Source organism: Hymenobacter properus (genome assembly GCF_015694735.1).
GTDB classification, from domain to species: Bacteria; Bacteroidota; Bacteroidia; order Cytophagales; family Hymenobacteraceae; genus Hymenobacter; species Hymenobacter properus.
This window is the reverse complement of the sequence record NZ_JADQDP010000004.1, coordinates 183633-205622: the sequence shown is the minus strand read 5'-3', so window position 1 is coordinate 205622 and position 21990 is coordinate 183633. Positions and strand designations below refer to the sequence as shown.

Genomic DNA, 21990 nt, shown 5'->3' with positions numbered 1-21990 from the left:
GCCGACGACTTATTTCTTTCCACTTTCTTTTATCGTTGCTATGCGCATTTTGTTTTTAAGTTATTGGGGCCTACACGACGGCTTGACTACTTCGACCGTTTTTCCGCACCTGCGCGTGTTGCAGAACCGGGCCGATGTGAGCGCCGTGCGCCTGGTAACCATCGAGCGCGGCCCCGATGCCAAGACCGAGTTAAATTTTGATTTGGGCAGTTCGGCTGACAAAATCAGCTTTGAGCCGCTGCGTTCCAAGCCTTCGGGCAACGTGATTCTCAATAAGATTGAGGACTTCACCCGTTTTCCGCAGGAGCTTATCCGGCAGGCGGCTGAGTTCAAGCCCGATTTTATCCTGGCCAGGGGAGCTCCGGCGGGAGCCCTGGCTTACCTGGTGTGGCAGAAAACTAAGCTGCCATTCTACGTTGAATCTTTCGAGCCCCACGCCGCCTACATGCTGGAATCGGGCGTGTGGCGGGCCTATGACCCGCGCTACCTGTTTCAGCGGCACTGGGAAAAGCGCCAGAAGCAGCTCGCCAAGGGCCTGATGCCCGTGGCCGAAAACTACCGGCAGCAGCTCATTCGCGAGGGCGTGCCGGCCAGCCGCATCGTGACGGTGCCGTGCTCGGTCGACGCCCAGGCGTTTGCCTTCGATGCAACGGCGGCCCAGCGGGTGCGCCAGCGCCTGGGCTATCCGGCCTCGGCCGTGGTGGGCATCTACGTGGGCAAATTTGGGGATATCTACTACGACCAGGAGGCGTTCGACCTGTTCCGCGCCGCTGCCGACTATTTTGGCCCTGACTTCCGGCTCATCGTGCTCACGCCTAACAACGAAGCCGACGTGCGGCGCAAGCTGCAAGCTGTGGGCCTGGGGCCCGACCAGGCCTTCGTGACCAAGGCCCCGCACGCCGAAGTGCCCCATTACCTGTCGGCGTCCGACTTTGCTTTTTCGCCTATCCGCCCCGCGCCTTGCCGGCTGTTTTGCTCGGCCATTAAGATTGGGGAGTACTGGGCCAGCGGCCTGCCCGTGCTAGTCACGCCTGGGGTGGGCGACGACTCGGCCATCATTGAAGCCGAGCGCGGCGGCGCCGTGTTCGACTTGAGGCAACCCGGAAGCGTACCCGCGGCTCTGGCCCGCCTCGCGGCGCTGATGCAGCAGCCCGATTACCGCGCCCGCATTCACGAACTGGCGGTGCGCCACCGCAGCCTTACGCGCGTGCAGGAGGCCTACAAGCAATTGCTGCCGTAAGCAAACTGGCCATGAGTGATAAAGCCGTGGTTGAGTCTTTGGCTTGGGACAGCGCGTGGCTGGGCTACCCCGTAGGGCGTGTCGGCGCTCAGAGCCCGCGGCAGGTGGCCGAAGCCGTGGCCGACAGCCAGGCCAGGGGGCTGCGTTTGCTGTACTTGGTAATTGATTCGGCCGCCGAAGCCGCCATCGCCGGTGCGCAGGCCGCGGGGGCGTGGCTGGCCGATGTGCGGCTGACTTATCATAAACCTCTGCCGGAGGCAATATTGTCTGACCAAGCACCGCAGGCGTCTGGCATCGAATATCAGCTAATGACCGAGCCCTCCGCCGCGCTCGACCAACTAGCCCTGCAAAGTAGTCAGTATTCCCGCTTTCGGCGCGATGCCCGAATTTCGGTCCAGGCTTGCAACCTGCTGTATGCGGAATGGCTGCGGCAGGCCCTGGCTGGCGGCGGGGCTTGGGTAGCCGTGCGGAAGGGCACCACGCTGGGGCTGCTCACGCTCGGCACGCGCAATGCGCACGCCAGCATCGAACTGCTGGCCGTGAGCGCCGAAGCCCGGCACCAAGGCCTTGGGCAAGGGCTGGTGCAGGTAGCCCAGCGAGAGGCCAGTCGGCAGGGGCAGGCGTTGCTCCAAGTTGTCACGCAGGAAACCAACCGGGCGGCGCAGCTTTTTTACGAGCACTGCGGTTTTCAGCTGGCTCGGCGCGAGCACGTGTTTCATCTGTGGCAACAACCCGAGTAGGCTGCCGCGCGCCGTATCTTTGCGGACCCGATGAGTGACCTGATTCCTTTTAACAAACCTTATTTTTCCGGCAAGGAGTCCCGCTACATCGAGGAGGCGGTACGTTCCGGCAAAATTTCCGGGGATGGCATGTTCACGCAGCGCGTGCACCGGTTCTTTGAGGAGAGCCTGGGATTTCGCAAGGTGCTCCTCACCACTTCGTGCACCGACGCCCTCGAAATGGCGGCTTTGCTGCTGAACGTGCAGCCCGGCGACGAGATAATCATGCCCTCGTTCACGTTCGTGAGCACAGCCAATGCCTTCGTGCTGCGCGGGGCCACCATCGTTTTTGCAGACAGCACCGCGCTCAACCCTAACATGAGCACGGCCGATTTAGAGCAACTCGTGACGCCGCGCACCCGGGCTATTGTGCCGGTGCACTACGCAGGCATTGCCTGCGATATGGACGCCATCCAGCAAGTGGCCACGCGACACGGCTTGGCGGTGATAGAAGATGCCGCGCACGCCATCGACAGCTACCACCGGGGCCGGCCGCTGGGCAGCCTGGGCAGCCTAGCCACGTTCTCGTTTCATGAAACCAAGAACATTATTTCCGGCGAGGGCGGCATGCTGGTCCTCAATGAAGGCCGGTACGACGCGCGGGCCGAAGTCATCCGGGAAAAAGGGACCACCCGCTCGGCTTTTCACCGGGGCGAAGTGGACAAGTACGGCTGGGTGGACGTGGGGTCCTCATTCTTGCCCTCCGACATCATCGCCGCCTATTTGTGGGCCCAGCTGGAGCAGATGGACGACATTCAGCGCGTGCGCCGGGCCATTTGGCAACGCTACTACCACGCGCTGGCGCCGCTGGTGGCGCACGGAATCGGCTTGCCCGTGCTGCCAGACTATGCCACCAACAATGGCCACCTGTTCTACCTCATGTGCCGCAGCCTCGCCGAGCGCACCGCCTTGCTCTCCTACTTGAAAGCGCGGCAGGTGTGGGCAGTTTTTCATTACCTACCGCTGCACCGAAGCGCTTACTACGCCGCCAAACATGACGGCCGCGCCTTGCCCTGGGCCGAGCACTACGGCGAAAGGCTAGTGCGCCTACCTCTGTTTTACGAACTAACCGAACCCGACCAGCAAAGGGTCATCGAGGCTGTGCTGGAATTTTACTCCAGCCCAGCCAGTTCGGATTAGCCTTAAATCAATCCTTGCCGGTTCAATGCGGTGCTGGCTTATTCCCGCTATCCTATGCGCATTCTATTCATCGTTCCCTATCCAATTGGCCGGGCACCATCGCAGCGGTTTCGCTTTGAGCAGTATTTCGATGTGCTGACCGCGGCCGGACACAGCTACGAAGTGGCACCATTTATTTCGGTCGATACCTGGAATATTCTTTACAAGCCCGGACATACCTTCCGCAAGGCTAGTGGTATTCTGATGGGCTTTTTGCGCCGATTTGCGCTACTGTTTTCGGTGCCATCCTTTGACTTTGTGTTCATTCACCGGGAGGCGGCCCCCGTGGGTCCGCCAGTGTTCGAGTGGATGATTAGTAAATTGCTAGGTAAAAAATTTATTTACGATTTTGACGATGCCATTTGGCTGGCCAACACATCCGAAGCCAACAAAATAGCCGCTGGGGTGAAGTGGCACCACAAAGTGGCCGACATCTGCGCCTGGGCTTACAAGAACAGTTGCGGCAACGCCTACCTGGCCACTTACGCCCGGCAGTTCAACCCCGCGGCCGTAGTCAATCCCACTACCATCGACACGGTGAACCTGCACAACCAGGTGCGCGACCAAGCTGCGCCTGGCCGCCTCATCATTGGCTGGACTGGTACGCACTCCACCCTCAAGTACCTCGACCAAGTGGTGTCCGTGCTGGCCAAATTGGAAGCCGAAGGGCTTGATTTTGAGTTTCGCGTCATATCCAACCAGCCCCCCCAATTTCCGTTGCGCTCCCTGGTTTTCATGCCCTGGCGCAAGGAAACGGAAATTGCTGACCTGCTGGGCTTCCATGTGGGGCTGATGCCGTTGGAGGACGACCCCTGGGCTAAAGGCAAATGCGCTTTTAAAGCCTTGCAGTACATGGCTTTGGGTGTGCCAGCGCTAGTGTCACCCGTGGGCATGAATACCGAGGTGGTGCAGCACGGCTACAACGGCTTTGTGTGCGCAACGCCCGCCGAGTGGGAAACCAGCCTGCGTAAGCTGCTAGCCGATGCTGGCTTGCGTCAGTGCCTAGGACAGGCCGCACGCGCCACCATCGAAGCCCGTTACTCAGTGGTGGCCAACAGCCCCAATTTTTTGGCGCTGTTTCAATAGCAGGGACAGAAACGGCTTTCCTGCGATAACAGACAGTAGGGTAGGTGATACCTACGCCGCTACTTGTGGCCGTAACCGCGCGGCCGGGCGGCTAACTGCGGCCGCGCCGGAAGCCCGCCCCGTTGCCATATTCTGAAGGATATACAACCCGCTGAGGTAGAAGGGAATCATCGGGATTTTGTAACGCACCAGCGTACCAAAGTTGGAGCTTGTAATACCCACCGAAGCGGCAAACACCAATGAAAACACAAAGCAAAGCAGCAAAATTGGATTTCTTCCAATTATGCCGAATGTCTTGAGCACGCCCGTGCGCCAGAAAATGCGCAACGTAAAAAATAGGAAAAAGCCCGCTTCTAAAGCTGATAATAGCATTACCGGGTTGTGTGCTTCCCAGAGGAAAGGGCGGTAAATGGCCGTGCCGATGGCCTGTGGCGCGAGCTTCACCATGCTGCCGATGCTGCCGTCGAGTTCGCCCAGGTAATAGCCCGAGCCTTCCTGCCGCATGCTTTGTTGGTAGAGGTAGTCGGCTGTAATCTTGCTGCGTTCCCCAATCTTGTCCACATCGTATTTGTCATCGCCCTTGGTAAGATTGGTAGCCGCGTAAAACGCAGCTGCTGCCCCTAGCCCCAGAAACAAGGGGCGGGCCACCAGCCGCAGCCCCTTGCTTTTGATGCGGTCGTTGGTTTCGTTGAATATCCAGAGCAAAGCCGCCGGTAGGAAACAAAGCAAAATATACACCTTAATAGATAAGAGTGAATATATAGATATTGTGCCTATAATGAGGCATTTGAGCACCGCTTGTCGCTGAATAATACCGCGGTACATGGCGTAGAATAGCCAGCCCAAAGCCCCTAGGCACAGGGAGTCCTTTAATAAGCCCGAGCCCCAGAAAAACATGGATGGCACGTAAAACATAGTCCAAGCCAACTGCTTGTAAACCTGCGGCCTAATCTTGGCGAAGGCGACGAACATGGCCCAAACGCCGCTGAAGCTGATGGTGGCAAAAAATAGCGCAATCGCCGTGTAGCTGTTGAAGCACAGAAACCCCAGAGCGGCCGCAATACGGGCCACCAAATATTCGGTGGAGTTGGGCTGGTGCCAAAACATTTTAGCGACGTAAGGTGCGATGGCAGGCAAGTTGCTGCCACCATCATCAAGCATTAGTGCCATACCCGTCGAAAACGACTTACTGAATGCATCATGAATGATAGTAGCGTGCCAGTAGTAATTGAATGTATCACCTCCAGAGTAGTAAAATTGGTAAATCAACCCCAGCGCAATGGCCCCAATGAACTTGAGCGTAAGCGCCGGAATGAAAAAAGGCTTGGTGAACTGGTTTGTGACGGCCGGGCGCACGGCAAACGCCAGCCCGTAAAGAATGGCCAAATACAACGGCGCCAGAAAAAGGTCACTGAGTTCCATCTTATGCTTTTCCGTTCTTTTTAAGCCAGGCTTTGGCTTCCTTGTACTGCTCCGATTTGTGGTCGGCTTTGTCAGCCACCACGCCATAGTAGCGTTTGGCGGCGGCAACGTCCTTCTCCTTGGCGGCCAAGCGGGCCAGGTTCACGTTGGCGAACAAATAAAAACCGCCAGAAGTGTCGCCTGTGCTTTCCGAAAACACAATGCACCGCTGGTAATAGTCCTTAGCCTTGGCCATGTCGCGGTAGCGGTTCTGCATCAGGTAGCCTAGGAAGTAGCTGGCGTAGCGCCCACTGATGCCCTCGTAGCCCGGCATGCCCTTATTAATCTTGTCGAGAATTTCGCGGCTCACCCGCTCGCAATCGGCAAATTCGCCCTGGTCGTAGGCCAGCAAGGCGTAGAAGCGCTGAAAGTACCCGTTATCGGGGTAAGTGGTGGCCAGGTAACGCGCCACCGGAATGGCTTCTTCGGCGTTGTTTTCCTCGTTTTTCAGGATGCGCATGAGAAATACCCGCGCTTCGGTGCCGGTGTAGAAGCCATTGGCGGCCACGCTGCGCAGCTGCTGCAGGCCCAGTTTTTTGTCGCCCTTCGGGAAAAACAGCAGTACCGGCTTGAGCAGTGGGTAGTTGTCTGGAATCCAGACGGCGTAGTAGTTAAACAACGCTTGGCCGAACTGAAACTCCGGGCTCAGGCCATTGGCTTCCTGGCTTTTCTTTAAGTAGTTGAGGGCGCGGCGGGCGCCCACCGTGGCTTTGCGCCAGTCGTGGCGCTCGGCGTGGAGGCGGGCATCGAATCCGTAGGCGGCCGAGAGGAAGAAGCTGGCTTCGTAGTTGTTGTTGTCGGCGTCGTAAAGCTTCTGGGCCTTGGTGGCCGCCGTGTCCATGTAGGCGAAGAAGGTCTTATCGTACTGCTGCGTCTGGAAGTTGGTGGGCATAATTTTCCACCACGTGCTCAGGCCCAGCAGGAAATAGGGCATGGGGTGGTTGGGATAGCGCCGCCGTAGCGACCGGAACTGCTTCTCAGCCCGGTCATACTTGAAGTTGTATATGTTGCGCACGGCCCCGTCGAGCTCCAGCTGAATGTCCTTGTCGAGAAGCAGCCAGCCCTTGGTGTCCACGGCCGAAGGAAGTACACCCACCGTGTCCAGTTCCACGGTTTTAATCGGCGGAGGAGTGCGTGTTGTATCGGGCTTCTGGGCCCTGGCCAGGTGTGGCAGCAGGAGCAGGCCCCAACAGATACAAAACAGCGAACGCAACATAAGTGGAAAGTCGAAGGCAGGCCCGGGGAGGGGCCCGGGTAGAAATTGGCCAAAGCTAACAGGCCTGCTAAAGTACGGAGTTTGGCCTAGCTTTGGGCGTAATTCCCTTTTCTTATGCAACTGCTGCATTCGCTTTGCCGCGTGGCGGCCCCGGCTGGCCACGAAGCCCCGCTGTCCCGTTTCGTGCTCGATTACGTGCGTCAGCACCAAGGCACCTGGCGCCACCAGCCCCAAATCATTGCCGACGAACGGTTTCAGGACTGCATCCTGCTGGTGTTTGGGGAGCCGCGCACGGCCGTGTTTGCCCACCTCGACAGCATCGGCTTCACCGTGCGCTACGGCCGGCAATTGGTGCGCATCGGCGGGCCCCAGGCCGAGGCCGGCTACCGCTTGGTGGGGAACGATTCGCAAGGAGAGATAGACTGCACGCTGACCATAGACGAGGAAACGGGCGAATTGGGCTACGCGTTCCACCGCGACATCGACCGTGGCACGGAGCTTACCTTCTACTGCGACTTCCGCGAAACCGAAACCACCGTCCAAAGCTGCTACCTCGACAACCGCCTCGGCGTTTGGAACGCCCTGCGCCTGTGCGAAACCCTGGAGCACGGCATCATCGCCTTCTCGTGCTGGGAAGAGCACGGCGGCGGCTCGGTGGCCTACCTGGCCAAATTTATTTATGAAACCTACGGCGTGCGCCAGGCACTCATCTCCGACATTACCTGGATAACCGAGGGCGTGCATGCTGGCCAGGGCTGCGCCATTTCGCTGCGCGATTCGCTTATCCCGCGCCGCGCTTACGTCGACCGCATCCGGGCCATTGCTGCCGCCTCGGGCATCCCGCACCAACTTGAAGTAGAAGGAAGTGGCGGCTCCGATGCCAAGGAGCTGCAGCACGCCGCCGCGCCCTGGGACTGGTGCTTCGTGGGGGCGCCCGAAGACCACGTGCACTCACCCGATGAGTTGGTGGACAAGCGCGATATCGACAGCATGCTGGCGCTGTACCAAGTGCTGATGCGCGAACTATAAGTCAATGCGGGCCTAGTGGGCCGAAGGCAACTCGAACTGCTTGTAATTCTGCAGAAACGAATAGGGGAGAAGCAGGAAAAAGCCTAACAAGTGGCGGCCAAATGCTGGAAACTTGGATTAGCTCCAATTTCCGCTATTTTGCGAGCCGAAAACCGCTTAACTCACTTTTTCCCACCCTTTCACGTTTTTATGACGAATTACCTTTACGCAGTGCCCGCGTTGGGCATTTTTGCCTTGCTCTATACTTGGCTGCGCGCCGGTTGGGTGGGCCGGCAAGACGCCGGCGACGCCCGCATGACTACCATTGCCGGCTACATCGCCGACGGCGCCATTGCCTTTCTCAAGGCTGAATACAAGGTGCTGGCCTTGTTCGGCCTCATCGCCGGGGCCTTCCTGTTCTACCTGGGCAGCACCAGCGGCAACTCCAGCCCCGTCATCGTCATTGCCTTCGTGATTGGTGCGGTGTTCTCGGCCCTAGCCGGCTTCATCGGGATGAAAATTGCCACCAAGGCCAACGTGCGCACCGCACAGGCCGCCAAAACCAGCCTCAGCGGCGCCCTGAACGTGTCGTTTTCGGGCGGCTCGGTGATGGGCATGGGCGTGGCCGGCCTGGCCGTGCTGGGCCTTGGCGCGCTGTTTATTGTGTTCTACAAGATGTTCGTGCCCAGCGGCCTGGCCAATGGTACCGAAATGGAAAAAGCACTTGAAGTCCTCACCGGATTCTCGCTGGGGGCTGAAAGCATTGCCCTGTTTGCCCGCGTAGGCGGCGGCATCTACACCAAGGCGGCCGACGTAGGCGCCGACCTCGTGGGTAAAGTGGAAGCTGGTATCCCCGAAGACGACCCCCGCAACCCCGCCACCATCGCCGATAACGTGGGCGACAACGTGGGCGACGTGGCCGGCATGGGCGCCGACTTGTTCGGCTCCTACGTGGCCACCATCCTCGCTACCATGGTGCTGGGCCGCGAAGTAACCGTGACGGGCGACCAGTTCGGCGGCCTCTCGCCCATCTTCCTGCCGATGGCCATTGCGGGCATGGGCATCATCGCCTCGCTCATCGGCATCCTCTGCGTGCGGGTGAAGGAAGGCGGCAACGTGCAGGGCGCGCTGAACCTGGGCAACTACATTTCGGTCATCGTGTCGGCCGTGGGAGCTTATGGCCTCATCAACTGGATTTTGCCGGCCGGCACCTTCACCATTCGCGGCATCAGCTTCGACGCCATGCACGTGTTCTATGCCGTAGTGGTGGGCCTGATTGTGGGCACACTGATGAGCATCATCACCGAGTATTACACCGCCATGGGCAAGCGCCCGGTGTTCAGCATCGTGCAGCAAAGCAGCACCGGCCACGCCACCACCGTCATCGGCGGCCTGGCCGTGGGCATGGAGTCGACGGTGCTGCCCATTCTGGTGCTGGCGGCCGGTATTGTACTTAGCTTCAAAGCTGCTGGCCTCTACGGCGTGGCCATTGCCGCCGCCGGTATGATGGCGACCACCGCCATGCAACTGGCCATCGACGCCTTCGGCCCCATTGCCGATAACGCTGGTGGTATCGCCGAAATGAGCGAATTGCCCAAGGAAGTGCGCGAGCGCACCGACATTCTTGACGCCGTGGGCAACACCACTGCTGCCACCGGCAAGGGCTTCGCCATTGCCTCGGCTGCCCTTACCTCGTTGGCGCTGTTTGCTGCTTTCATGGGCACGGCCCATATCGACACCATTGACATCTCGAACGCCGAAGTGCTGGCTGGTCTGTTCGTGGGCGCCATGATTCCGTTCATCTTCTCGGCCCTGGCTATTGCGGCCGTGGGCCGCGCGGCCATGAGCATGGTGCAGGAAGTGCGCCGGCAGTTCCGCGAAATTCCGGGCATTATGGAGGGCACGGGCCGGCCGGAATACGAGAAGTGCGTAGCCATTTCGACCACCGCCGCCATCCGCGAGATGATTCTGCCGGGCGCTATTGCCCTGCTCACGCCCATCATCATCGGCTTCCTGTTCGGCCCGAAAGTGCTGGGTGGCCTGCTGGCCGGCGTGACGGTGAGCGGTGTGCTGATGGCCATGTTCCAAAGCAACGCCGGCGGCGCCTGGGACAACGCCAAAAAGTCCTTTGAGAAGGGCGTGATGGTGAACGGCAAGATGGAATTCAAAGGCTCCGACGCCCACAAAGCTTCCGTGACCGGTGATACCGTGGGCGACCCCTTTAAGGACACCTCCGGCCCAAGCATGAACATCCTCATCAAGCTGATGAGCATCGTGTCGCTGGTTATCGCGCCCCACATTGCCGAGAAAGGTGGCGAGCGGGGCATGGCCCCCGTGCAACTGGAAAAAGACCGGGCCGAGTTGGTAAGCCGTCCGCACGTGCGCTACGCCTTCGCCGATGCCGCGCCGGCCGCAGCTCGCTTCATCTTTTCTGCACTGGTGAAGTAGCCTGAACCGCAGATTTAACGGATGAAATGGATTGAACGGATTCCGTTCATCCTGGCTTTATAAAACAAAAAGGCCGCTGCTCATCGAGCAACGGCCTTTTTATTGGCACAGCCCCCGTTTGGAACGTGGACATGGAAGCGAATCCGTTCAATTCGTTTCATCCGTTAAATCTGCGGTTCAGACAATCCGGCCGTAGCTTTGTACTCCCATCACACCCCTTCGCGCCGCATGGCCCTTGCCAACGTAACCGTCCACAACAAAGAATTTCGGCCGTATCTGTCGGCTAATCAACTGGATGAGGCCGTGACTGGGCTGGCCGCCCGCCTGAGCGCCGACTACGCCGGGCGCCGGCCGCTGTTTGTGGTGGTGCTCACGGGAGGCTTCATGTTTGCCGCCGATTTGCTGAAGCACTACCAAGGCGAGTGCGAGATTGTGTTCATCCGCGTGGCCTCCTACGAGGGCACGGGCAGCACCGGCGTGGTGCAGGAAGTGCTGGGCCTGCGCGAAGAAGTGCAGGGCCGCGACATCATCCTCGTCGAAGACATCGTGGACACCGGCACCACCATGCATCATTTGCTGCCCACGCTGCAAAGCAAAGGCCCGGCGTCGGTAGAGATTGCCACGCTGTTTTTCAAGCCTGAAAGCCTGCGCCACGAACTGAGCATTCGTTACGTGGCCAAAGAAATTCCCAATGATTTTGTAGTGGGCTACGGCCTCGACTACGACGGGCTGGGCCGCAACCTACCCGATGTGTACGTGGCCGTATAGCAACAATTCCGCCTTTGATTGCTTAACTTGCTCAACCCACCTTACCACTTGCCATCGCGCAACTCTTCCCGTTCATGTTGAATATCGTGCTGTTCGGCCCCCCCGGCGCCGGCAAAGGAACCCAGAGCCAGAAACTCATCGCCCAGTACAACCTTGTGCACCTGAGCACCGGCGACCTGCTGCGCGCCCAGATTGCCCAGGGCACCGAACTGGGCTTGCGCGCCAAAAAGCTGATGGATGAAGGCCTGCTTGTGCCCGATGAAGTTGTCATCGGCATGATTGATTCGGCTCTGCAAACCCACAAGGCCACGGCCGGCGGCTTCATCTTCGACGGCTTCCCCCGCACCGTGCCCCAGGCCGAAAGCCTCGACCAACTCATGGCCCAGCACGACAGCGGCATTAATTGCATGATTGCCCTCGAAGTGCAGGAAGAAGAACTGGTGAAGCGCCTGCTGGAGCGCGGCAAAACCAGTGGCCGTCCCGACGACCAGGACGAGAGCAAAATCCGCCGCCGCGTGACGGTGTACAACACCGAAACCGCCCAAGTAGCCGGTTACTACGCCGCCCAGAAGAAATTCCACGCCCTCAACGGCATCGGCCCGATTGAAAGCATCTTCACCCAGATTTGCGGCATCATCGACCAAAACAAAGCCACCGCGCCCGAAACGCCGGCTGAGGCCACCAAAGAAGTAAAAGCGTAAATTTGCGCTTTCAATAAGACCGTCTGTTTCTAATACGGCTGTCATCCTGAGCGCAGCGAAGGACCTTATCACGTTAGATAAACTGACTTTAGGGCGTTTGCTCTGCCGTCATTCCTACCGTGACAGGGTCCTTCGCTGCGCTCAGGATGACAGTTCTTTTACAATCCAATTCCAATCCCTGTGGCTTCCAATAACTTCATCGACTACGTCAAACTCATCTGCCGCTCGGGCAAAGGCGGCGCGGGCTCGCGCCACTACTTCCGGGCCAAGGGCCTGCCCAACGGCGGCCCCGACGGCGGCGACGGCGGTCGCGGCGGCCACATCATCCTCGAAGGCAACTCGCAGCTCTGGACGCTGCTGCACCTGCAATACCAGAAGCACGTTTTCGCCAAAGACGGTGAGGGCGGGGGCGAGAACCTGCGCACCGGTGCCCAGGGCGAAGACATTGTGTTGCAAGTGCCCCTCGGCACCATTGCGCGCAATGCCGAAACCGGCGAGAAAATGCTTGAAATCACTGAGCACGGGCAGCGGGCCGTCTTGGTGCCGGGCGGGCGCGGCGGCTGGGGCAACGACCATTTTAAGAATTCCATCAACCAGGCGCCCGAGTATGCCCAGCCCGGCGAGCCCGCCGTGGAAGCCACCGTCATCCTGGAGCTAAAGCTGCTGGCCGACGTGGGCCTCGTGGGCTTCCCCAACGCGGGCAAGAGCACCCTGCTCTCGGTGGTGAGCGCGGCCAAGCCCAAAATTGCCGATTACGCCTTCACCACGCTGGTGCCCAACCTGGGCGTGGTGGCCTACCGCGACTACAAATCCTTCGTGATGGCCGACATTCCCGGCATCATCGAGGGCGCGGCAGAGGGCAAGGGCCTGGGCACCCGCTTCCTGCGCCACATCGAGCGCAACTCCATGCTGCTCTTTATGATAAGCTGCGACTCGCCCGACATCGCCGCCGAATACCAGGTGCTGGTGAACGAGCTGGAACAGTTCAACCCCGAGCTGCTGGACAAAAAGCGCCTGCTGGCCATCACAAAGTCCGACATGATTGACGAGGAGCTAGAAGCCGAAATCCGCGCCACGCTCCCGGAGGAGGTGCCGTCCATCTTCATCTCCAGCCTCACGAATAAGAACATTGTGCCGCTGAAGGATATGATTTGGAAGGCGCTGCACAACTAAGATTATTCGTCGGTTAGCTGTCCATAAGTGTTGTTGTAAATTTCTTGAAGCAGTTGCCCATCAAAAGACCAATAAGGACTTGGAGCAACACTATAATCAATATTCAACACTTTGCGGGTAGCCGCTGTCAAAGACATCTCTTCTCCATTCAACTGTACTCTTTTGGAGTCTAACACAATTGCTACTGCTGCATTGACTTTGCAAATGAGTTCGGAGTTTGGCGGTATCTGCATCTCCGTAAAGTTGAGCGGCGGACGTTTCTTTTTTAGTTGTGTCCCCGCATTGACTTCTGATTGGCTAATGCTAATGGCGGTTGGTTGATTCTCAATTTCAACTGTTGCATCTTGAACATGCAGCAACTTCAAAATCACAATTGCTTGACTCGCTTCAATCGTAAAGAATTCACGCTTAGGATTAACACGATGAGGGGCAAATGCTTGGTGTAATGCTTTCTCAACTTCTTCGGAGTTCGGTACTTTGCAGACGAATTCTAGATTGAATGGAACAGGGACACCTGTTGTATAAAGCTGGTCAATTCGAGTCTTCGCATCATCGTGACTCGTGCGTCCAATCTTTACCATGCCGGGCATAGCTGGATTTGTGAGTACATAAACAACGCTTAATTGAGTAGGCTGTTGAGAAGAAGGGCTCATTGTATGGTAGTTTTTGAGAATCGTAAAACTAATGATTCTTGTGCCACTATGGCAGCCCTGGCCGCTTTGGCCCACTCCTTGCGCCCGCCACGTGACTAACCGGCTAACCCCGTGAAAAACCCCTTCCGACGAATATTTCCGCAAATGGCTAACGAGAATAACTTGCCGCAGGACGACAACCTGTCCGCCGACCCCAACCACGTAGCTGGCGAAATGGCCGACGCCGACGGCGAAACCACCGACCCGAACATGACGGCCACCGGTGCCCCGCAGCCCGCTGCCTCGCGCACCGACGCCGAGCTGGCCGACCTTAAGGACAAGTACCTGCGCCTGGCTGCTGAGTTTGAGAATTACAAGCGCCGCACCACCAAGGAGCGCATCGAGCTGTTCAAAACCGCCAACCAGGAGTTGATGACGGCCCTGCTGCCGGTGCTCGACGACTTCGACCGGGCCCGCGCCGCCACCGCCAGCACCACCGATGCGGGTGCTGTGCGCGAAAGCATCGATATTATTCAGAACAAGCTGAACAAAACCCTGCAACAAAAGGGTTTGACCCAAATGGAGGCCAAGGGCGGCGACTTCGATGCCGAGCTGCACGAGGCCATCACCCAGATTCCCGCGCCCAGCGACGACCTGAAAGGCAAAATCGTGGACGTGGTGGAGCAGGGCTATTATTTAGGTGATAAAGTAATTCGCCACGCCAAAGTGGTGCTTGGGCAGTAATTTTAGGGTTTGGATTTAGAACAATAAATAAGACGGTCATGCTGAGCGAAGTCGAAGCATCTCTACCGCGCGAGTAATCTATTTACTATCGCAGTAGAGATGCTTCGGTTTCGCTCAACATGACCTTCAGATACAACCACGCAGATGGCTACGAAGCGCGATTATTACGAGGTATTAGGAGTTGCCAAAAACGCGGAGGGCGACGTTATCAAGTCGGCCTACCGCAAGATGGCCATCAAGTACCACCCCGATAAGAACCCCGACGACCCCACGGCCGAGGACAAATTCAAGGAGGCAGCCGAGGCGTACGAGGTGCTCAGCAACGCCGACAAGCGTGCGCGCTACGACCGGTATGGCCACCAGGGCATGGGCGGCGGCGGCGGCGGCCCGCAGAACATGGAGGACATCTTCTCGCAGTTCGGCGACATCTTCGGTGGCGGTGGCTTCGAGGGCTTCTTCGGGGGCGGGCGCCAGGGTGGCGGCCGGCGCCAGAAGAAGGGTTCGAATCTGCGCATCAAGCTGAAGCTCGACCTTGAGGAAATTGCCAACGGCGTCGAGAAGAAAATCAAGGTGAAGCGCTATGTGGCCTGCCAGCCCTGCAGCGGCACCGGTGCCAAAAACGGCACCGACCTCAAAACCTGCCCCACCTGCCAGGGCCAGGGCCAAACCAAGCGCGTGGTGAACACCATGCTTGGCCAGATGGTGAGCAGCAGCACCTGCCCCACCTGCCACGGCGAGGGCAAAACCATTGTGAGCACCTGCGACGTGTGCAAAGGCGAAGGCCGCCAGCTGCATGAGGAGGTGATTCCCATCAACATCCCCGCCGGCGTGGCCAACGACATGCAGTTGAGCATGAACGGCAAAGGCAATTTCCCCGAGCGCGGCGGCGTGCCCGGCGACCTGCTCATCCAGATTGAGGAGGAGCCGCACGAGTTCCTGAAGCGCGACGGCAACAACATCATGTTCGAGCAGTACATCTCGTTCGTGGATGCCGCCCTGGGCGCCAGCCTGGAAGTGCCCACCATCGAGGGCAAGGTGAAAATCAAGGTAGACCCCGGCACCCAGCCTGGCAAAATCCTGCGTTTGCGCGGCAAGGGCATCAAGGACATCAACGGCTACGGCCGCGGCGACCAGCTCATCCACCTCAACGTGTGGACGCCCAAGAACGTGAGCAGCCAGGAGCGCGAGCTACTGGAGAAGCTGCGCGACTCGGACAACTTTACGCCACACCCCGGCAAAAATGAGAAGGGCTTCTTCGAGAAAGTGAAGGAGTATTTCCAGTAGGCCTAGACGTGAATAGTTGAAAAGCCCTGTCAGACCAGAGGTCAGACGGGGCTTTTTGTTTACTAACTAATTAGCAGAACGTCATGCTGAGCGCAGCCGAAGCAGCTCTACCGCGCGAGTAATCATATTTACTGCTGCAGTAGAGAAGCTTCGGCTGCGCTCAGCATGACGTTCTTGTGGGTTGTTGGAAAATATTTTAATCGGGCGTGTAATGCTGTATTGTCGCGACCGATTCACTTCCCGAAACCCTTACCCGCCGCATGGCCTCCGCCGCCCCTTCTGCTGATTTTGTTGCCGCGCTGCACGAGTACCAACCGCTGCTGCGGCGCGTAGCCCGGCTCTACTGCCAGGACGCCGACGACCGGCAGGACCTGTTTCAGGAAATGGTGCTGCAGCTGTGGCGGGCGTGGCCGCGCTACGTGCCCCAGGCCAACGCCAAGCTCAGCACCTGGCTCTACCGCATTGCCCTGAACGTGGCCATCTCGAACCTGCGCCAGCGCACCCGCCGCCCGGCCCCGACCGAGCTGGACGCCGAGGCGCTGGCCGTGGCCCAGGCCCCCGAAACCGGCTACGACGCCGACGACCGCGCCCAGCTCTACCGCGCCATTGGCCGGCTGTCGGACGTGGACAAGGCCTTCATTCTGCTTTACCTCGAAGACCGGCCCTATGAAGAAATGGCCGACATTCTGGGCATCACCCAAAACAACGTGCGCGTGAAAATGCACCGCGTGCAGGAAAAACTCCGCGCCTTTTTAGTCCCCGCCGCCCGATGATGGAACTCGATGAACTCCGCCGCCAGTGGCAGCAGCCTGCGCCGGCCGATGCGCCCGCTCCGCTCGACGCAGCGGCCCTGACGCGGCTGCTGGCCCGGCAGTCCGATGGCATTATTGACAAATTGCGCCGGAGCGCCCGGTGGGAGTTGTGGGCCAATATTGGCATCCTTGTGGGGGCGCTGGCGCTGGCCGGACTAGCGCAGGTACTTTGGCTGCGGGTGGCGGGCGGCGTGCTGGCGGCCATCGGGGCCGTGTGCATCGTGTACCTCTACCGCAAGCTGCACCTGCTGCGCCGCATGGCCGACCCGGCCGGCGACCTCCGCGCTCACCTGCTACGCCTCGACGGTGGCCTGCGCGCGCTCATCCGCTTCTACTACCGCTTCACGCTGGCCATGCTGCCGGTTGGCGGGCTGCTGAACGTGCTAATGGTGGTGTCGACCTCGAAGCGCGAAATCGCGCTGACTTCGGGTTTCGGCATGGTGCTCATCGTGGGCCTGGTAGTGGTGCTGCCGGCGCTGCTCTACCTGCCCGTAGCCAGTGTGACGAAGCGCTACCTGCAGCGCCTCTACGGCCAGCACCTCGACCGGCTGGAAGCCAGCCTGCGCGAACTGGCCGAGCCCGAGCCCGCCGCTCACTAAAGGCGCCCGGCCCCGCTTATCGGTCTTATTCGCCGTTTGGGGCCGCTTTGCCGCCGCTTGGCGCCCAGCCACTAGCAGCAGCGGGCAGCAACTGATATTTTTGCTGAGCGACATTCCTCTACATTTAACCCGCCAACCAAGCCTTCTTTCTGTGAAACCAATTTTGGAAGCCATCGACGTGCGCAAGGCATACGCCAACCACGTCGCTCTCTCAGGCGTGAGCCTCGCCATTCCGGAGGGCAGCATCTTCGGCCTGCTCGGGCCCAACGGCGCGGGCAAAACCTCGCTCATCCGCATCATCACCCAGATTACGGGCGCCGACGAGGGCGAAATCCGCTTCCGCGGCGAGCGACTGAACCCTGCGCACATTGCCGAAATCGGCTACCTGCCCGAGGAGCGGGGGCTGTATAAAAAGATGAAAGTGGGCGAGCAGCTGCTCTATCTGGCCCAATTGCGCGGCCTTAGCCGCAGCGATGCCACGGCCCGCATTAAGCAGTGGCTGAACCGCTTCGAGATAAAGGAGTGGGCCGGCAAAAATGTGGAAGACCTCAGCAAGGGCATGCAGCAGAAGGTGCAGTTCATTGCCACGGTGCTGCACGAACCGAAGCTGATTATTCTCGACGAGCCCTTCTCCGGCTTCGACCCCATTAACGCCAACCTGCTGAAAGACGAGATTTTGCGTCTGAAGCAGGAGGGTGCCAGCATCATTTTCTCGACGCACCGCATGGAGTCAGTGGAGGAGATGTGCGACCACATTGCTCTCATCAACCGCTCGCGTAAGGTGCTCGATGGGCCGGTGGGCCTCATTCGGGACCAGTTCAAAACCAACACCTATGAGGTGGAGGGTAAAGGCAAGCTGATGGTGGTGCACCCCGATTTTGAGGTGCTGGAGCAGAAAGAGCGAGAAAACGGCCACTTCTATGCGCGCGTGCAGCTCCACGCCGGTGTGCGGCCTAATGACCTGCTGCGCTACCTCATCGGAGCGGTGGAGGTGGAGGCCTTCCGCGAGAAAATCCCGAGCATCAACGAGATTTTTATCCGGCGCGTGCGCGAAACCATGCCTGAAACGCTGGTGGAGGAAACCGTAAACTAGTGTCTGTCATCCTGAGCGCAGCGAAGGACCTTCTCACGGCTGCTTTCATCAGGAGATAATTCATTAGAGCGCGCGGACGTGAAAAGGTCCTTCGCTGCGCTCAGGATGACAAAGTAGAAAACAACATGGCTTCTAAATTTTTACTCGTTGCTCAGCGCGAATACCTCACGCGGGTACGCAAAAAAGCATTTATCGTCCTCACCCTGGCCGTGCCGCTACTGCTGGCGGGCTTCGGGGTATTTGTGGCCAAAATTGCCAGCTCCGACAATGACACTACCGACGTGGTGGAGGTGCGCGATGACTCCGGCCTGAATGTGGCCAGCCGCCTCGTGAGCACCCCGCAACTGCGCTTCGAAACCGCCGCCGGCACGCTGGCCGAGGCCAAGAAGGGCTTCCAGAAAGCCAAGCACGACGGCCTGGTGTATTTGCCCGCCGGCCTCGACGTGGAGAAGCCCACAGGCGTGCAGTTTTTTGGCAAGGGCAACATCAGCCTCAAGAAGCAGTTGGCCGTGGAAAATGCCCTCAATAAGGCCTTTTCGGAGCTGAAAATGCAGAAGTCGGGCCTCTCGCAGGAGCAGCTCGACCGCCTGCGCTCGAAGGTAGACCTGCAAGCCATCAGCCTGGATGAAACGGGTAAGGAAGCCAACAGCAACGCCCTGGCTACCTCGGGCATGTCATACGCGCTGGCGCTGGCTATCTACTTGTTTATATTCATCTACGGCGTGCAGATTATGCGCGGGGTAGGGGAGGAGAAGTCGAGCCGCATCATGGAAGTGATGCTGTCGTCGGTGAAGCCGTTTGACCTGATGATGGGCAAAATCATGGGCATTGCCGCTGTGGGCCTCACCCAGTTTCTGATGTGGGGGCTGCTGTCTTTTGGGGCCAGCTCGGTGCTACTGCCACTGGTGACAAAAGATGACCAGCCCAAAACCGAAGTTGCCGCTACGCCTGCTTCGGCCTCTGGTGCTGCAGCTGCGTCCGACGATGAGCCGCGCTCAGCCGCGGCTACCTTCGACAAAAACATGCAGCAAGGCACTAAGCAAGCTAATCCGGCCAGCCGTCTGAACATCTTCGAGACGCTGGCCAACCTGCCGCTGGGCACCATCTTGTTCGGCTTCATTGTGTATTTCCTGGGTGGCTACTTGCTGTACGGTGCGCTGTTCGGCGCTGTGGGCGCGGCCGTGGACGACCAGACCGACACCCAGCAATTCATGATGCCCATTACCATGCCGCTCATTCTGAGCTACATCGTGGGCGTGTCGGTGATTTTGCGCAACCCCGACGGACCAGTGGCCTTTTGGATGTCGATGATACCGTTTACCTCGCCCATTGCTATGGTCATCCGGCTGCCGTTTGGGGTGCCGGCGTGGCAGCTGGCGCTGTCCATCTTCCTGCTTATTCTGGGCTTCATTGGCACGGTATGGGTGGCCGCCCGCATCTACCGCGTAGGCATTTTGATGTACGGCAAGAAGGTGACGTACAAAGAGCTGGGCAAATGGATGTTCTATAAAGGCTAGGAAGCAGTAGAGAAATAACAACGTCATGCCGAGCGGAGTCGCAGCAGCTCGCTTGTGGTAGGAATCCTGACATTAGGGTTTACTGCTGCACGCAAGATGCCGCGGCTCCGCTCGCGGCATGACGTTCTTTGTTGATACCACCCGCTAATTGTTTCCATGCGCTTCCTTCGCCGCCTCAGCTTCTTCCTGCTGGTCATTGGCCTCGCCAGCTTCACTGGCGACCGGCCGGCTTACCGTCTCTTCAGCGCCACCGGCCAGCCGGCCGACTACGACCAGATGCTGCAGGAATTAACCCAGGCCGATGTGGTGCTCTTTGGTGAGCAGCACAACGACGCCCTGGCGCACTGGCTGGAGCTGCAAGTGGCCAAGGACCTGCTGAAGCTGAAAAAGCCCGGCCAGCTGGTGCTGGGCATGGAAATGTTTGAGCGCGACGTGCAGCCGCTGGTGTCCCAATACGCCGCCGGCACCTTGGCCGACACTGCCTTCGAGCGCCAGGCCCGCCCCTGGCCCAACTACGCCACCGACTACCGCCCACTGCTACAGCTAGCTCGCGAAAACCACCTGCCCGTCATCGGCACCAATGCTCCGCGCCCCTTCGCCAAAGTAGTGGCCCAGCGCAGCCTCACGGCCCTCGACAAGCTGCCGGCCGTGGACCGCGCTCTGCTGGCCCCGCTGCCGCTGAAGGTCGATTATGAGTTGCCCGGCTACAAAAACATGGCCGCGATGTTTGGCGGCAGCGGCACTGCCCACGGTGGCGGGGCCCAGAACATCATCCAGGCTCAGGCGCTGAAAGATGCCACTATGGCCCACTTCATCCAAGTCAGCCGCCAGCCCGGCCAAACGCTGCTGCACTTCAACGGCAGCTACCACTCCGACCATCACGACGGCATAGTAGCTTACCTACGCCAGTACGCGCCCAAGCTGCGCGTGAAAACCTTAAGCGTGGTGACGCAAGAGCAGCTGCCGACCCTGGACAAGGAGCAGGTGAATATTGCCGACTTTGTAGTGGTAGTGCCGGCCGATGCGCCGAAGACGTATTAGGGGGGCCTCTTTTCTCGCTTCGTTATGATTTCCACGCAAGACTATAGCGCGCTGCCCGATGCGGCGGCCCTGAAAACCCTCTGCAAGGCCCTGGCCGCGCTCGATGCTATTAACTCCCCGGATTGGGAGTACCGCTACTATTCTTACAGCCCCGACTGGGCCGAAGGCGAGGAAGTGCTGACCATGCGCGACGGCGAAGGCGACGAGATGCTGATTTTATTCCGCGCCGAGGGCTGCGTGATAAACGGCTTTCTGCAGGAGTACGACCAGCCCGAAAAAGCACAGATTACCCGCGGCCTCCCCGCTTATTTCGACGATTTCATTTTCGGCGAACCCGTCAATTCCATCGGCACCACGTTTTGCCTGTGGCACACGCCCGCCCACGGCTGGCAGACCGGCGTTTTAGGGGATGAGGAAGACGGCTCGGAAGAACTGCTGTCCATCTTCGATGGCAACCCCGAAACTTACGCGGAGTGGGCCGACGAATACTACGGCGACGAAACTGACCGCTCGCCCATCGACGTGGCGGCCGTGGCACAGGTGTACCAGGGCGCCACCTTAACCAAGGAGTTGGTGCTGCGCATTGTGGATGAGGTGGAAGACTGGCAGCAACTAGCGGAAGACCTGCAGGCCATCGGCTACCCCTACAATTTCGGCTAGCTACACCCAGCGTCGGGGAGATGGTTGGCTGAATCAGTACATTTAGCCATCTAATTGCTTCTGCGCCATGCTAATCAGAGAAGCCCATATTGAAGATATTCCCCGCCTGTCAGAAATTCGGCTGGCGGTGCGGGAAAACCCGCTTAACAATCCAGCACTCGTCACCTACGCCAACTATGTGGACCACCTCACCCGTAGGGGCAAAGGCTGGGCGGCTGAAGAAGAGGGCCGCATCGTTGGTTTCGCCATTGCCGATTTGCAGGGCCACAGCATCTGGGCCTTGTTTGTGCACCCGGACCACGCCCAACGTGGCATCGGCCGGGCCCTGCATGATACCATGCTGCGTTGGTACTTCAGCCAAACCGATGAGCCGGTGTGGCTGAGCACCGCGCCCGGCACGCGCGCCGAAGGCTTTTACCGCCGCGCGGGCTGGCAGGAAACCGGCCGCACCCAGAGCGGCGAAGTACGGTTTGAGCTGGTGAAAGCAGGTTAGGACAAGCCATGAGGCTGGCAGCAACCGTACCTCAAGATGTATGAAGCGGATTTCCT

21 protein-coding genes are annotated in these 21990 nt (G+C 59.1%); 18 read left to right on the top strand and 3 right to left on the bottom strand.

The window, feature by feature from the left end; genetic code table 11:
• Positions 1-40 precede the first annotated feature (40 nt).
• From I2I01_RS17420 to I2I01_RS17405, 4 genes are read left to right on the top strand one after another with little or no spacing between them, the layout of a single operon-like run.
• On the top strand, positions 41-1240 hold the full coding sequence (locus I2I01_RS17420) for a glycosyltransferase (protein ID WP_196287782.1): 1200 nt from the start codon (positions 41-43) through the stop codon (positions 1238-1240).
• Between the two features lie 11 nt (positions 1241-1251).
• Positions 1252-1980, top strand: a complete 729-nt coding sequence (locus tag I2I01_RS17415; RefSeq protein ID WP_196287781.1) for a GNAT family N-acetyltransferase — start codon at positions 1252-1254, stop codon at positions 1978-1980.
• A 30-nt stretch (positions 1981-2010) separates the two neighbouring features.
• Positions 2011-3159 (top strand): dTDP-4-amino-4,6-dideoxygalactose transaminase, encoded by a 1149-nt coding sequence (gene rffA / locus I2I01_RS17410; RefSeq protein WP_211538016.1) that lies wholly within the window; start codon positions 2011-2013, stop codon positions 3157-3159.
• Positions 3160-3213: 54 nt separating this feature from the next.
• Positions 3214-4284 (top strand): glycosyltransferase family 4 protein, encoded by a 1071-nt coding sequence (locus I2I01_RS17405; protein WP_196287780.1) that lies wholly within the window; start codon positions 3214-3216, stop codon positions 4282-4284.
• Positions 4285-4335: 51 nt separating this feature from the next.
• On the opposite strand, the gene I2I01_RS17400 is transcribed toward I2I01_RS17405, so the two are convergent.
• Together I2I01_RS17400 and I2I01_RS17395 are read right to left on the bottom strand one after the other, a co-directional pair.
• Positions 4336-5793, bottom strand: coding sequence for a hypothetical protein (locus I2I01_RS17400; protein WP_196287779.1), 1458 nt, complete (start codon positions 5791-5793; stop codon positions 4336-4338).
• Positions 5708-6961, bottom strand: coding sequence for a tetratricopeptide repeat protein (locus I2I01_RS17395; protein WP_196287778.1), 1254 nt, complete (start codon positions 6959-6961; stop codon positions 5708-5710). The genes I2I01_RS17400 and I2I01_RS17395 overlap by 86 nt, the downstream gene beginning before the upstream one ends.
• A 114-nt stretch (positions 6962-7075) precedes the next feature.
• Here I2I01_RS17395 and I2I01_RS17390 point away from each other — a divergent pair, with 114 nt between their 5' ends.
• The 5 genes from I2I01_RS17390 (at position 7076) to obgE (ending at position 13059) form a co-directional block, all read left to right on the top strand.
• Positions 7076-7990 (top strand): M20/M25/M40 family metallo-hydrolase, encoded by a 915-nt coding sequence (locus I2I01_RS17390; protein ID WP_196287777.1) that lies wholly within the window; start codon positions 7076-7078, stop codon positions 7988-7990.
• Positions 7991-8179: 189 nt separating this feature from the next.
• Positions 8180-10417, top strand: a complete 2238-nt coding sequence (locus tag I2I01_RS17385) for a sodium-translocating pyrophosphatase (RefSeq protein ID WP_196287776.1) — start codon at positions 8180-8182, stop codon at positions 10415-10417.
• A gap of 228 nt (positions 10418-10645) precedes the next feature.
• Positions 10646-11185: a phosphoribosyltransferase gene (locus tag I2I01_RS17380; protein ID WP_196287775.1), complete on the top strand. Its 540-nt coding sequence runs from the start codon at positions 10646-10648 to the stop codon at positions 11183-11185.
• Positions 11186-11259: 74 nt separating this feature from the next.
• Positions 11260-11886 carry an adenylate kinase gene (locus I2I01_RS17375; RefSeq protein WP_196287774.1) on the top strand — a complete coding sequence of 209 codons (627 nt, stop codon included), beginning with the start codon at positions 11260-11262 and terminating at the stop codon, positions 11884-11886.
• A 180-nt stretch (positions 11887-12066) separates the two neighbouring features.
• The gene (gene obgE, locus I2I01_RS17370; RefSeq protein WP_196287773.1) at positions 12067-13059 is read left to right on the top strand and encodes a GTPase ObgE; all 993 of its coding nucleotides are present in this window, start codon (positions 12067-12069) and stop codon (positions 13057-13059) included.
• 2 nt (positions 13060-13061) lie between these two features.
• On the opposite strand, the gene I2I01_RS17365 is transcribed toward obgE, so the two are convergent.
• Positions 13062-13712: a GIY-YIG nuclease family protein gene (locus I2I01_RS17365; protein ID WP_196287772.1), complete on the bottom strand. Its 651-nt coding sequence runs from the start codon at positions 13710-13712 to the stop codon at positions 13062-13064.
• Positions 13713-13856: 144 nt separating this feature from the next.
• On the opposite strand from I2I01_RS17365, the gene I2I01_RS17360 reads away from it, so the two are divergent.
• The 9 genes from I2I01_RS17360 to I2I01_RS17320 all read left to right on the top strand — a co-directional run bounded on the left by I2I01_RS17360 (position 13857) and on the right by I2I01_RS17320 (position 21934).
• A complete protein-coding gene (locus tag I2I01_RS17360) occupies positions 13857-14435 on the top strand; it encodes a nucleotide exchange factor GrpE (RefSeq protein ID WP_196287771.1) in 579 nt (192 codons plus the stop codon).
• Between the two features lie 144 nt (positions 14436-14579).
• Positions 14580-15719, top strand: a complete 1140-nt coding sequence (gene dnaJ / locus I2I01_RS17355) for a molecular chaperone DnaJ (protein WP_196287770.1) — start codon at positions 14580-14582, stop codon at positions 15717-15719.
• A gap of 260 nt (positions 15720-15979) precedes the next feature.
• Positions 15980-16492 (top strand): RNA polymerase sigma factor, encoded by a 513-nt coding sequence (locus tag I2I01_RS17350; protein WP_196287769.1) that lies wholly within the window; start codon positions 15980-15982, stop codon positions 16490-16492.
• The gene (locus I2I01_RS17345) at positions 16489-17130 is read left to right on the top strand and encodes a hypothetical protein (protein WP_196287768.1); all 642 of its coding nucleotides are present in this window, start codon (positions 16489-16491) and stop codon (positions 17128-17130) included. The genes I2I01_RS17350 and I2I01_RS17345 overlap by 4 nt, the downstream gene beginning before the upstream one ends.
• A gap of 151 nt (positions 17131-17281) precedes the next feature.
• Complete coding sequence (locus tag I2I01_RS17340) at positions 17282-18223, top strand: ABC transporter ATP-binding protein (RefSeq protein WP_196287767.1); 942 nt, start codon at positions 17282-17284, stop codon at positions 18221-18223.
• 125 nt (positions 18224-18348) lie between these two features.
• Positions 18349-19740: an ABC transporter permease gene (locus I2I01_RS17335; RefSeq protein ID WP_196287766.1), complete on the top strand. Its 1392-nt coding sequence runs from the start codon at positions 18349-18351 to the stop codon at positions 19738-19740.
• A 156-nt stretch (positions 19741-19896) separates the two neighbouring features.
• On the top strand, positions 19897-20781 hold the full coding sequence (locus tag I2I01_RS17330; protein ID WP_196287765.1) for a ChaN family lipoprotein: 885 nt from the start codon (positions 19897-19899) through the stop codon (positions 20779-20781).
• A 24-nt stretch (positions 20782-20805) separates the two neighbouring features.
• The gene (locus tag I2I01_RS17325; protein ID WP_196287764.1) at positions 20806-21441 is read left to right on the top strand and encodes a hypothetical protein; all 636 of its coding nucleotides are present in this window, start codon (positions 20806-20808) and stop codon (positions 21439-21441) included.
• A 67-nt stretch (positions 21442-21508) separates the two neighbouring features.
• The gene (locus tag I2I01_RS17320; protein WP_196287763.1) at positions 21509-21934 is read left to right on the top strand and encodes a GNAT family N-acetyltransferase; all 426 of its coding nucleotides are present in this window, start codon (positions 21509-21511) and stop codon (positions 21932-21934) included.
• The last annotated feature ends 56 nt before the right edge of the window (positions 21935-21990 follow it).